Source organism: Pseudomonas sp. nanlin1, assembly GCF_045571515.1.
Taxonomy (GTDB): Bacteria; Pseudomonadota; Gammaproteobacteria; order Pseudomonadales; family Pseudomonadaceae; genus Aquipseudomonas.
The window spans coordinates 2,145,969-2,158,217 of sequence record NZ_CP124218.1 but is presented as its reverse complement, the minus strand read 5'-3'; the positions used below and the strand labels follow the sequence as shown (position 1 = coordinate 2,158,217).

The 12,249-nt window shown below is 60.7% G+C and carries 8 protein-coding genes and 1 pseudogene; 4 read left to right on the top strand and 5 right to left on the bottom strand.

The features are described 5' to 3' along the window. Positions 1–4: 4 nt before the first annotated feature. Positions 5–115, bottom strand: a pseudogene (locus tag QCL65_RS10165) (hypothetical protein); the annotation flags it as partial. 672 nt (positions 116–787) lie between these two features. Further along, positions 788–2,680: a sigma 54-interacting transcriptional regulator gene (locus QCL65_RS10160; protein WP_407316098.1), complete on the bottom strand. Its 1,893-nt coding sequence runs from the start codon at positions 2,678–2,680 to the stop codon at positions 788–790. Between the two features lie 247 nt (positions 2,681–2,927). Between QCL65_RS10160 and QCL65_RS10155 the strand changes: the two genes are divergently transcribed. The 4 genes from QCL65_RS10155 (at position 2,928) to QCL65_RS10140 (ending at position 6,951) form a co-directional block, all read left to right on the top strand. Then, positions 2,928–3,809, top strand: a complete 882-nt coding sequence (locus tag QCL65_RS10155; protein WP_407316097.1) for a DUF1932 domain-containing protein — start codon at positions 2,928–2,930, stop codon at positions 3,807–3,809. A gap of 10 nt (positions 3,810–3,819) precedes the next feature. Continuing rightward, positions 3,820–4,524 carry an RraA family protein gene (locus tag QCL65_RS10150; RefSeq protein ID WP_407316096.1) on the top strand — a complete coding sequence of 235 codons (705 nt, stop codon included), beginning with the start codon at positions 3,820–3,822 and terminating at the stop codon, positions 4,522–4,524. A 79-nt stretch (positions 4,525–4,603) separates the two neighbouring features. Beyond that, a complete protein-coding gene (locus QCL65_RS10145) occupies positions 4,604–5,965 on the top strand; it encodes a CitMHS family transporter (RefSeq protein ID WP_407316095.1) in 1,362 nt (453 codons plus the stop codon). Between the two features lie 80 nt (positions 5,966–6,045). Further along, a complete protein-coding gene (locus QCL65_RS10140) occupies positions 6,046–6,951 on the top strand; it encodes a DNA/RNA non-specific endonuclease (protein ID WP_407316094.1) in 906 nt (301 codons plus the stop codon). Positions 6,952–7,151: 200 nt separating this feature from the next. On the opposite strand, the gene QCL65_RS10135 is transcribed toward QCL65_RS10140, so the two are convergent. The 3 genes from QCL65_RS10135 to QCL65_RS10125 all read right to left on the bottom strand — a co-directional run bounded on the left by QCL65_RS10135 (position 7,152) and on the right by QCL65_RS10125 (position 12,181). Continuing rightward, on the bottom strand, positions 7,152–7,682 hold the full coding sequence (locus QCL65_RS10135) for a Dps family protein (protein WP_407316093.1): 531 nt from the start codon (positions 7,680–7,682) through the stop codon (positions 7,152–7,154). Positions 7,683–7,896: 214 nt separating this feature from the next. Beyond that, positions 7,897–9,549, bottom strand: coding sequence for a malate dehydrogenase (quinone) (gene mqo / locus QCL65_RS10130; RefSeq protein WP_407316092.1), 1,653 nt, complete (start codon positions 9,547–9,549; stop codon positions 7,897–7,899). 577 nt (positions 9,550–10,126) lie between these two features. Then, on the bottom strand, positions 10,127–12,181 hold the full coding sequence (locus QCL65_RS10125) for an ATP-binding protein (protein WP_407316091.1): 2,055 nt from the start codon (positions 12,179–12,181) through the stop codon (positions 10,127–10,129). Positions 12,182–12,249: the final 68 nt, after the last annotated feature.

The window sequence follows — 12,249 nt, the reverse complement described above, 5'->3', positions numbered from 1 at the left end:
AGCGACCCTCGCTCAGGCGGGCCACGTAGTCGATCAAGTTGCGAATCGGCGTGACCAGATTACGGTTGATCAACCACAGGCTGAACAAGCCCACCAGCACACCGGATACCAGCATGATGGTGATGCCCAGGGTAATAGTCTGCGCGCCGTGCGCGTTAATCAGCGCCGATTGCTCATCGGCTTGTTTACGCAGGGTCTGGACCAAACCATTGAGCTGCTCGCTGGTGGCCCGGTCTACACCGGCCACCGCACGGTCACCGGCCGCGGCGTCGGCACCGCTGGCGACAAAGGCATCCCGGCCCTTGCGGTAAGCGGCACCCAGGCTGGCATGTTCGCTGCGCAGCTTGCCTGCACTGGCCTGGATATCGGCCGGCACACCCGCCAGTGCGGCCAACTCAGCCAAGGTGGCTTGGACGTCGCGCTCCTCCTGTTCGAACTGGCCCCAGTATTTATCCAGCGCCTTGGGGTCCTTGCCACGCAACAGGACGTTCTTCCATTCCTGCACTTGGGTTTTGAACTGAACGTTGGCGCGGTCGACCAGCTCCGTTGCCTTCAGGGGGCCTGCCACCAAAGCACTGTAGTCGGCCAAGCCGCCCGACAGAAACTTGAAGCTGCCCAGGGCAATCAACAGCAGAATCAAAAGGCCACCACCCAGTAATGCCAGTACCTGGGCCCTCAGTGACGTTTTAAGCATGATAAACCTCGTGATAAGGCGCCTATGGGAATGTAGGCGCGTTACCAATCTATCGACCGAGGCTACATGATATTAAATCGCAATCACTGCCATTCATCGCCCGCCGTCAACGTTATATTTTTTCATCCAGCGCCATAGGGTCGTGGTGCTGATGCTCAAGGCCTGGGCGGCCTGGCGACGGTTACCCCGGGCATTGGCCAACGCCCGCAGTAACCTGGCCTGCTCGCCCAAGGGTGCGGCCGGCATGGCTCGCCCCGCAGGGTCGGGGAAAGTATCGTCGAGGGTTTCAGCCACCAGCGCTTCGTCCACCTGGCCGTCGTCACTCATCACCGCCAAGCGCTCGGCAATGTTGCTCAGCTGGCGAATATTCCCCGGCCAGGGGTAATCGGCAAGCCGCGCCAGGGCTCCGGGGGCCAGGCGGCAATCAGGCAGTTGCAGCCCTTTGAGCAGCACCGGCAACAACTCAGGAATGTCCTCGCGGCGCTCGCGTAGCGCAGGCAGGGTCAGTTTTAGAACACAGATACGGTAGTAAAAGTCTTCTCTGAACAGCCCTTGAGCCACCAGGGCCGGCAGGCGTTTATTGCTGGCGGTGATGATACGGATATCGATGGGGGTGACTTTGTCGTCGCCCATGCGGATCACCTTGCGCTCCTGCAAGGTGCGCAGCAATTTGAGCTGGATATCGGCGGAGGTTTCGCTGATCTCGTCGAGCAGGATGGTCCCGGTGTGGGCCAATTCGAAGATACCGGCCTTGCCCTCGGCCAGGGCCCCGGTGAAGGCGCCTTTGACGTAGCCAAACAGCTCGCTCTCCAAAACACTGGGGGCGAAGGCTGCACAGTTGATCGCCACGAACGGGGCATGGCGGCGCTTCGAGGCATTATGGATACTCTGGGCAAACAGTTCTTTGCCGGTACCGGTTTCCCCTTCGATCATCACCGTGCTGTCCACGGCGGCGTAGCGCAGGGCCAAGGCCTTGGCCCGCGCCAGGGCCGGGCTGCTACCGATGATATCGTCGAAGGTTCGTTCCGCCCGGTGGGTACGGGCCAGCAGCCGGCGCATCTTTTGCTCGATGTGCTGAATCTCGGTCTGGGTCTGTAAGGTCGCGACCGCGCCGATCACCTGCTCGCCCAGCGTGATCGGCGCGATGCTCAGGGTGAGCGAGTGGCGGCCGAGCTTGATCAAGCCGCCGCGCAACGGCTTGCCCCCGGCCAGCACCGGCGTGAAGTAATCGCGCCCGATCAGCTCGTGCACTGTATCGCCAACGGCCAGGCTGCCCAGGTAGGCGGTCGCCACGCTATTGAGGTTGGTGATCACGCCGTCCAGGTCGATGCTGAAGATGCCTTCAGAGACGCAGTCAAGGATCGACCGGGTCATCTCGTAGCGGCTTTGCAGCTCCAGGCTTTTTTGCCCGCGTTCGATTTCGATCTGCAACAGATGCGAGGCTTCGTCGATGGCGTCGTTGACCGCGTCGGTGTCGGCATCGGACATGATGTAGTGGATCCCCCGCGCCACCACCGCCTGTTGCAACGAAAGCCCACCAATGGCGACTTCGATGCCCTGCGCCTGCAACGCGTCGAGTTTGGCCTCGGTGGCGGCAAGGCTATCGAAGGGGTCGATGGCGCAGAGGGTGACCTCATCCAGGAACGCCTTGGACTTTTGCAAAATACTCAAGTAACCCTGCGAGGTGGCCAGAAAGGCCACCTTGGCCGAGACCTGGCGGGCCTCGCGGTAGGCGTTCACGCAATCGAAAAACGTATGCCGGACCTCAACGATGGGCACGCGCAACTGCTCACGGAGCAACTGCGCGGTCCTGCCCCTGCTGATGATCACCCGGGCGCCGTCGTCTATCAGCTGCCGCGCCAACGCTACCGCCGTGGTTTGCGAAGCCTGAACCAGCATCAAGGGAATGCCACGATGACGTAGCAAGGCTTCAAAGCGGGCGGTGAGTTGGGTCGAGGGCGATATAACAGCGATTTTGCCCTGCATGGCGAACCTTATTATTGGGTATTCATTGCGATGCTATTCCTCGAGTGAAATGCAATGCAATGTTTTGCAATAGCGCTACGCCAAATGTTTCGCCCCTGCCCGCACGCACAGAGCCCCAGTTAATTAATCAACCCATTGATATGTAAAGAATTTAACCTGGTTGACAGCACCTCAAAGCGCCATGATGGCGTTGCTGGCACAGCCCTTGCTCTAGCTCCTGCATAACAATCACAAAACAGGAACGCCCATGGAACTGGTCTTTATTGGCTTCGGCGAAGCCGCCTATCACATCAGCCGAGGGTTGCGCTCAACAGGCGATATCAGCCTCGGCGCTTATGATGCCAACGCACAGCACCCGGCTAAGGGCCCCCTGATTCGCCAACGCGCCGCCGAATTAGGCGTCAGCCTGTTCGATAGCGCGCAACAGGCCTGCGCGGATGCGCGTTTTGTCGTCTGCCTGACCAGCGCCAGCAGCGCGTTGGCGGTTGCCCAGGGCCTGATGCCGCTGTTACGCCCAGGCCAGACCTACGTCGATATGAACTCGGCCGCCCCCACCGTCAAGCAGTCCATCGAGCAACTACCGCGGGCCAGCGGCGTAGGTTTTTGCGACTGTGCCGTTATGGGCACGGTACCCGGCAACGGCCATACCGTACCGATGCTCCTGGCCGGCAGCGGCGCCGCCGCCTTCGCTGCACGCTTCACCCCGCTGGGCATGCGCCTGAGCGTGCTGGACGCCGAGCCCGGCGCGGCTTCAGCGTTAAAGATGCTCAAAAGCGTGGTGATGAAAGGCCTGCCTCAGTTGCTGCTGGAATCGTTCGTGGCCGCAGAACGCTTTGGCGTACTGGACAGCCTGGTTACCACATTGGGTGACTCGCTCAATGGCAAGACTGTGGAACAGTTAGCCAACACCTTCTGCGCCCGGACCCTGCTGCACGCTGAGCGGCGCAGCGCCGAAATGGCCGACGTGGTCACCACCCTACAGGCCCTAGGGGTCGACGCCAGCCTGTCGCAAGCGACCCAAGCGCGGCTCGCGGCACTCGCCCAGCACAACTGGCACAGCCTGCTCGGCGCCGATGCCAGCGACATGGGCTACGCCGCCGCGATCAAGCACCTTGCCAATCACGCCTGAGGTTACTGCCATGAATACCGAACACTACCACGCCCTGCCCGAGCTGATCCCCGAGCACCTGCTCGAACGCTTGCGCGCCCTCAGCCCGGCGCAACTGTGCGACGGCATGCAGAGCCTGGGGATCCCCCGCAACGGCTGCATGGACGCCAGCTTGATGCCCCTGGATGAAAGCAAAGTCATGCTCGGCACCGCCTACACCGTGGACACCGAAGACGGCGACAACTTTCCCATTCACGTGGCCATTTACCAGGGCCAGCCGGGCTATGTGCTGGTGGTTGCGGGCAAGGCCTACCCCGGCCGAGCCTATATTGGCGACCTTATGGCCGGTGCGGCCGAAGCCGTAGGCCTCAGCGGGCTGGTGATCGACGGCTGTGTACGGGACAAACTCGGCCTGGCCCGGTTGTCGATACCTGTTTACGCCAAGGGCATCATGCAACGCAGCCCGGCCAAGCAAGGCCCTGGCAAAATCAATAGCCCCGTGACCTGTGCCGGGGTCGAGGTGGCGCCGGGCGACCTGGTTTTCGGTGACTACGACGGCGTCACGGTCGTGCCTCGGGCACGCCTGGAAGAAGTGCTGCAGGCCTCGGAGAAGAAAAACGCCTACGAAACCCAGCGCCGGGCGGTCATCGACGAATACGCCCGCTGCCGCGCCAGCGGTGAACCCCTACCGCCGCTGGCCCCGGCATGGGTGACTGAGCTGCTCGAAGGCCGCTGAACCGCCATAGCGGGGCCGGCACTGGCCCCGTGCTGTACCGCTGCACTCACTATAAAAACAAAAAAGTGGAGACATTCAGATGCTGACAGTCTTGGGCTATGGCTTGATCACAGCGTTTTTGCTACTGGTCATCAAGCAAAAACTCTCGCCGTTCACCGGCCTGATCGTGGTGTCGCTGGTAGCGGGCCTCATGGCCTGCCTGTGGAGTGGCGTGCCGGTCGACACGTTGGTCACCTGGATCCGCGAAGGCCTGTTTTACTCGCAAGGCAGCAACGGCAAGGTGTCCATCGGCACGGTGAACCCCACCGTGATGATCCTGTTCGCGGTGCTGTACTTCAGCCTGATGATGAACGTCGGGCTGTTCGACCCGTTATGCACCTACTTGATTCGCAAGGCCAACGGCGACCCGCTGAAGATCATTCTGGTCACGGCGCTGACCTCTGCCGTGGTAACCCTGGATGGCGACGGCACTACCACCATCTTGATTATCACCACCGCGTTCCTGCCGTTGTACCGCCAGATGGGCATGAAACTGTCCAACCTGGCCATGCTTATCATCCTCCCCTGTGGGCTGGGCAACTGCCTGCCATGGGGCGGCCCGCTGGCTCGAGCGGCGGCGGTATTGAATTTGGAAGTGAACACGCTGTTCGTGGCGATTTTGCCAATTTTGGGCGTGTCGTTTATCTACGTGTTCTTCATGGCCTACCTGATGGGTATGCAGGAGCGCAAACGCCTGGGCTTCGTGCATGGCGAGAAAGCCATCGTAACCCCCGAGCAGATCGCCGAGATGGTCACGGTGATCGAAGAACACGACAAAGAACTGAAACGGCCCAAGCTGTTTCTGTTCAACTTGGCGCTGACCCTAGGCATGCTGGTGATCCTGATCGCCGGCTGGGCCAGTGGCGCCATCGTGTTTATGCTGGGCACCGCGCTGGCGCTGACGGTCAACTACAGCGCCGTGGAGCAACGCGAACGCATCACCGCCAACGGTGGTGACGCTATCGCGGTCGCCTCGATCATCCTGGCGGCGGGGTGTTTCTTGGGCATCTTCAATGGCAGCGGCATGTCCAGCGCCGTTGCTCAGCACATGGCTAGTCTGATCCCGGAATCCATGGGCAGTCATACGGCGCTGATCTTCGCCTTTCTGGGCGCGCTGGCTTGCTATGCGCTACCGGTGGATGCCTACTACTTCGGCATCCTGCCGGTGGTGGCGCCCATCGCCTACCAGTTCGGCATCACCCCCACGGAGATCGGCGTGGCGTCGTTCATGGGCCAGGCGCTGCGCTACGCGAGCCCCACCGTGGCGTGGCTGTTTTTGTTGATGAACCGCACTGAAATGACATTTGGCGAGTACCAAAAAGAGTTCTTCAAGTGGTCACTGCCGATGTTCGCCATTTTTATCGTTACCGCCATCGTAACCGGCGAACTGCCGATAGGGTAAAGATCGCCGCCGCTGCCCCGATCTTTTGAACTGTCATCACCCTGCACTACACTCCAGTAACCCTTACTGGAGTGCCTCGCATGCCCACACCTACACGCCTGGCCGACATGTATCGGCTGCTCGGCCCACGCCCCACCGCCACCCTCGCCCGCGCGGCCGGGCGCACCCACGAGCCGACCCATTTCGCGGGGCGGCAAGGCTATGACTCGGCATTTCTCGACACCTTCGAGGTGCCCTTACCGCAACCCACTGCCGATGTGTTGCCCATACCCGGCAGCCCCGATAACCGGCTGGACTACACGCACTTCTCGGTGGTGATGTCACGCTCACGCAAGATGGCAATGTTTGTTGCAGTGAACATTGAGGGGCAGTCACTAGTGGCCGTGGAGCGCAGCAATGACCGCTGGTTCTACGACGGCCGTATCCCCCAGGAAGCGCAGTTGGGGGAAGAACTGTACGCCGACAATCTACTCGACCGCGGCCATTTGGTGCGGCGCCAGGACCCCAATTGGGGTGAACTGGCCGAGCAAGCCAATGAAGACACCTTCCATTTCACCAACTGCGCCCCACAGATGTCGGCGTTCAACCAAAAGACCTGGCTAAGCCTGGAAGACTTCGTGCTGGAAAACGCCCGAGTGGCCAAAAGCCGAATTTCCGTCATCACCGGGCCTGTGTTTGGCGAAGGTGATCGAACGTATCGTGGGGTGGGTATTGCTGAGGCGTATTGGAAAGTCATCGCGTTCATGAACGACGACGGCCGGCCATCGGCGACCGGTTATATGATCGATCAATCCAGCGAGTTGGGCCAACTGGACATCATCTTTGGGCGGTTCCGTACCTATCAACGCAGCATCCGCTCGATCGAACAGCTGACCGGGTTGGACTTTGGCGTGCTCAGCGAATACGACGGGTTCTCCAACGAGGAAGCTGCTACGGGTACCCGCATAAAGGCCGAGATCCGCTCGGCTGCGGATATCCTGGTATAGATCAAGAGCTCGGGGGCAAGGCCCCCTCCTACGGTCAGCGGCATATTCGATATTTGGGTGCCGCCATACACTGGTACGAGGGGGCCGGGCGGCGTTCCGCTTGCCCCCGATCTTTTAATGTTGCGCCGCAGCTACGAGCATAAAAAAAGGGGCATGGGCATCGCTGCCCTGCCCCTCTTCCAGGTACTGCTTAGTGCTGGTTACTGGCCGATGGTCTGGCCCAAGAACCATGCACGCTCTTCGGCCTGGTCTACCCACTCTTCCAACAGGCTAGTGGTAGAAATATCGTTGGCCTCATCAGTGATGGTGTGCGTGGAGCGCATGTAGGCGGCCAGGGACTGGTTGTCGTCGTGCAGCTCGGTGAGCATTTGCTCGGCGGTCAGCTCAGTGGCTTCACTGCTCGCCAAACGCTTGAGTTGCACCATCTGCTCCAGGGAGCGAATGGTCGGCTCGCCGATCTTGCGGGCACGCTCAGCAATCATATCGGTGATTGCATACAACTGCGCAGCCTGCTCGTCCAGCAGCAGGTGGTAGTCGCGGAAATGCGACCCCTTCATGTGCCAGTGGTAATTCTTGGTCTTGATGTACAACGCGAACACATCCGACAGCAGCACAGCGAGGGCCTGGCCAACTTCGGCCTGGTTTTCGATGCGGGTGTCTTCGCCTTTATGGGCCTTGGCTTTCACGTTCGAAACGGTTTTGAGTTCTTGCTTGACGTTAGCTACCGACATTGTAGATCTCCAATCATAGGGTCACATAAGGGTGATCGCTGTACGGCCATCACCAGCGTCTAAACAGTCGACCCAAGGCTGAGAGAAAATGTTCAGCGCATTTGTCTATTACGCCCATAGAAGCGATCAATGGTGGGTGTCGTTAGCGGGGGCCGGCCTCAAAAAAAAGCCCCACCTGGCATAACCAGGTGGGGCTTCAGTTTACCGCGTAGGCTTACAGCGCCATGTCTTGCGCCGCGTTGCTTTCACGCGGGGCAGCAGGTTTAGCAGCTGCCGGCGCCTGAGGTGCAGCGGTTGCGCCCTGGCCAATTACTGGTGGCGGGGTCAGTTGCAGCACTTGGCTGGTGTAGCTCCACTCTTGGTAAACGCGGTCAGGCGAACCGTTGAGCTGAGTGCCATAGCTCGGCACGATTTCTTTCAGACGGGTCTGCCACTCAGGGGTAGCGACTTTGTCTTTGAAGATCTTCTCAAGCACGTTGAGCATGATCGGCGCGGCGGTGGATGCACCTGGCGAGGCGCCCAACAGGCCGGCGATGCTGCCGTCCTTGGAAGCGACGATTTCGGTACCCAGTTTCAGCACGCCGCCCTTCTCTTCGTCACGCTTGATGATCTGCACGCGCTGGCCGGCTTGCCACAGACGCCAGTCTTCTTTCTTGGCGTTCGGGAAGTACTCTTTCAACGCCGCCATGCGGTCATCGTCCGACAGCATCAGTTGGCCTGCCAGGTACTCGACCAGCGGGTACTCACGCACGCCCACTTTGGTCATCGGCCAAATGTTGTGGGTGGTGGTGGTGGTCAGCAGGTCGAGGTAAGAACCTTCTTTAAGGAACTTGGTCGAGAAGGTTGCGAATGGCCCAAACAGGATCACGCGCTTGCCGTCCAGCACACGGGTGTCCAAGTGCGGTACGGACATCGGCGGCGCGCCAACCGAGGCTTTGCCGTAGGCTTTAGCCAAATGCTGCTCGGCAATCGACGGGTTGTCGGTAACCAGGAACGAACCGCCCACTGGGAAGCCCGCGTATTCCTTGGCTTCAGCGATACCCGACTTCTGCAGCAGGTGCAAAGCACCACCGCCGGCGCCGATGAACAGGAACTTGGCGTCGGTTTCAGTCTTGGTACCGTCTTTCAAGTTCTTGTACGAGACGCGCCACGAGCCGTCTTCGTTACGGGTGATGTCCTGCACTTCGCTGGACAGCTTCAGGTCGAAGTTAGGCTGCTTCTGCAGGTGCGCGACGAACTGGCGAGTGATCTCACCAAAGTTGACGTCGGTACCGATCGGGCTCCAGGTGGCCGCGATCTTTTGCTTCGGATCACGCCCTTCCATCATCAGTGGGACCCACTGCTTGATTTGCTCAGGGTCTTCGGAGTACTGCATGCCGGCGAACAACGGGCTCGCCTTCAGCGCTTCGTAGCGCTTCTTGAGGAACTTGATGTTGTCATCGCCCCAGACAAAGCTCATGTGCGGGGTGGAATTGATGAACGAACGTGGGTTTTTCAAGACGCCGTTCTTGACCTGCCACGACCAGAACTGGCGGGAGATCTGGAAGGCTTCGTTGATTTCGATAGCCTTAGGGATTTCGACCTGGCCATCTTTGTTCTCGGGAGTGTAGTTCAGCTCAGCCAGGGCGGAGTGGCCAGTACCGGCGTTGTTCCAGCCGTTGGAGCTCTCTTCAGCGACACCGTCCAGGCGCTCGACCATTTCCATCGACCAGCCGGGTTCCAGCTCATTGAGCCAAACGCCCAGGGTCGAACTCATGATCCCGCCACCGATCAGCAGCACGTCGACTTTCTTTGTCTCAGCGGCCAGCGCGGGGTTGAGCCCCATCGCCACGGCCACGCCCAGCAGTACCGTCAGTTTCTTAAACATGTGTGTCATCCATAGGATAGAAGGTCATCCGCCCGCCGTTCTTGCCACGAAGTGCCCTGGCCACGGCAGCGCCGTGGTTCCCCGCACTTCGCAGGACTGCTGGGTGGACCTACAAGGCCGCGGCACTGCCTGCGGCCTCACTTTCATGTCCCTGCCGAGCTGAGTTTGTTGTTGGTCATTGGCTTCAGCTGCTTGAGTAACATTGATTCAGGTGGTGCTTTTTTCTTACGTCAATCAGGCTCGCTCGGTGAACGGGGCTGCCCGCCCAGCCGAACCACTCGATCAAACCCCTCCGGCACAGCCTTCGACGACCGACCCGAGACCCAAGACACATGCAGACGCAATTTATCTTGATCCAGGTCATGAGAGCGCCATCGGGCTTTGTATCGGCAGCAGCGTGCCTTTCAAGAGGGGGCCTGCGCAGCGTGCATGACGCTGGATACCGAATGCCCGTCAACGCGACACGTTAGCGCAGTGTTGCGTTGGGGGCGGGATGGTAACAGGAACAGCGTGGCGGATCGCTACCAGCCGGCCTTTTTTTTCAAAAAAACATTCGCTAAGGGCCGTTCCAGAGCCTTCAGCGTGTTGTGATCAAGGTGCTGATGCGGGCGGCCAGGTCTTGCAACGAGAACGGTTTGGTCAGTACTTGGGTGCGCGGTTGCAGGTGACATTGGTCGAGCACCGAGGTTTCGGCGTAGCCGGTAATGAACAGCACTGGCAAGCTGGTTCGCCCGACTCGCCCCGCCTCGGCCATCTGTCGGCCGTTCATACCGCCCGGCAGGCCGAGGTCGGTGATCAGCAAGTCGATGCGCGCATCCGACTGCAAGGCGCGCAGCCCGCTCTGGCTATCGGCGGCCTCCAGGGTGCGGTAGCCCATGCCCTCCAGCACCTCGACCACCAGCATGCGGACGGACGCTTCGTCATCGACCACCAGCACCGTCTCACCCTGCCCGTCTAGCGGCGGGGCGAAGTCTGCGCCCAGCGGCGCCGCTGGCTGGAGACTCGCCGCGTGGCGCGGCAAGTGCAAACACACGCACGTACCTGCACCGGGCGCTGAGACGATTCTCACCTGCCCACCGGATTGACGGGCAAAGCCATAGATCATCGACAACCCAAGCCCGGAGCCGGCGCCCACCGGTTTGGTGGTAAAAAACGGCTCGAACGCTTTGGCCACGACCTCGCAGCTCATCCCCGTGCCCGTGTCTGTGACGCGGATGCCCACGTATTCGCCCGGTGTCAGGTCATCCTCGCCGCCCCCGCAGGGCTCGACCCATTCGTTGCAGGTCGCGATGCTGATCCGACCGCCCTCGGGCATGGCGTCACGGGCATTGATGCACAGGTTCAGCAGGGCGTTTTCCAACTGCGCCGGGTCGATCAGAGTGGCCCATAGATCGGGGGCCGCATGTACCTGCAGGTCGATGGCCGGGCCGACACTGCGGCGCACCAGCTCCTCCATGCCATCGATCAAAGCATTGACGTCGGTCAACTGCGGCGCCAAGGCCTGCCGACGTGAGAATGCGAGTAATCGATGGGTCAGTGCCGCCGCACGCTGCACGGCACCTTGGGCCACAGTGAGATAACGCTCGACGTCCTCCACCCGGCCTTGGCCCATGCGCATCTTGGCCAACTCCAGGCTGCCCGAAATACCCGCCAAGAGGTTATTGAAATCATGGGCGATGCCACCGGTCAATTGGCCCACCGCCTCCATTTTTTGCGATTGGCGCAGCGCTTCTTCGACCACTTCACGCTCGCGAATGGCCGTTACGATGCGCTGCTCCAGGGTCTGATTGAGCTCCTTGACCGCCGCTTCGGCCTGTTTGCGCAAGGTCACGTCCATGGAGGAGCCAATCAGGCCGACCCGTTCGCCGACTTCATTGATCAGTGGGGCCTTGACCGACAACCACGTGGCGACCGAACCGTCCGGTAAAGTCACCTCTTCCTCCACCTGCTCGGCAATGCCCGAGTCCATGATGCGCCGGTCGGTTGCCATGATCGCCCGGGCCTGCTCGGGGTCGTCGAGAAATTCCAGGTCAGTCTTGCCTAGGTAGAACTCCGCCGGTTTGCCGATCAGCGCAGTGGTGCCCTGGTTCGCCACCAACATGCGCCCTTGCAGGTCCTTGGCGTACACCACCCCAGGGATGGCGGCGCTAAAGGTGTGCAACAGCTCGGTGACGCGATCGCGGTCGGCTTCGGCGCTGCGTCGGCTCTCGATGTCGATCAGTATCCCCGGAAAGCGCAGCGGCTGGCCTTGTGCGTCGGTCTCGACCCGCCCATTGGCCTCTACCCAGCGGTAGATGCCATCACGGTGCAGCACCCGATACTCGCAGCGGTAAGCACCAAGGCGGCTCAAGGCCTCCTCGACACCGCTGTTGACCCGGTGCAGGTCGTCGGGATGAATCGAGGCGGTCACCTGCTGCAAGGACAAGCCTTGTGCGCATTCCAGGGGCGACAAGCCAAACGCTCGGGCGAAACGTTCATCGGCCCAGATCTGGTCACTGGGGATGTGCCAAACCCACGTGCCGATGATCGCACCCGCGTCCAGGGCCAACTGCAGTCGCTCCGCCGCGTCCGGAGTGCTTACACCCATCAGCCCAGGAACGTCGAACGGTGTATCCGCTGGTTTTTCACTCATGGCCTAATAGTAGCTCTGCTGGTCGCTTTGAATTGTTTTGAGTCGCCGCCAGTGCGGGCGTTCCGTGG

Coding starts and splice junctions, on each gene's coding strand:
- QCL65_RS10160 (WP_407316098.1), bottom strand. CDS start 2,680: ATGCAGGGCAAAATCGCTGTTATATCGCCCTCGACCCAACTCACCGCC.
- QCL65_RS10155 (WP_407316097.1), top strand. CDS start 2,928: ATGGAACTGGTCTTTATTGGCTTCGGCGAAGCCGCCTATCACATCAGC.
- QCL65_RS10150 (WP_407316096.1), top strand. CDS start 3,820: ATGAATACCGAACACTACCACGCCCTGCCCGAGCTGATCCCCGAGCAC.
- QCL65_RS10145 (WP_407316095.1), top strand. CDS start 4,604: ATGCTGACAGTCTTGGGCTATGGCTTGATCACAGCGTTTTTGCTACTG.
- QCL65_RS10140 (WP_407316094.1), top strand. CDS start 6,046: ATGCCCACACCTACACGCCTGGCCGACATGTATCGGCTGCTCGGCCCA.
- QCL65_RS10135 (WP_407316093.1), bottom strand. CDS start 7,682: ATGTCGGTAGCTAACGTCAAGCAAGAACTCAAAACCGTTTCGAACGTG.
- mqo (WP_407316092.1), bottom strand. CDS start 9,549: ATGTTTAAGAAACTGACGGTACTGCTGGGCGTGGCCGTGGCGATGGGG.
- QCL65_RS10125 (WP_407316091.1), bottom strand. CDS start 12,181: ATGAGTGAAAAACCAGCGGATACACCGTTCGACGTTCCTGGGCTGATG.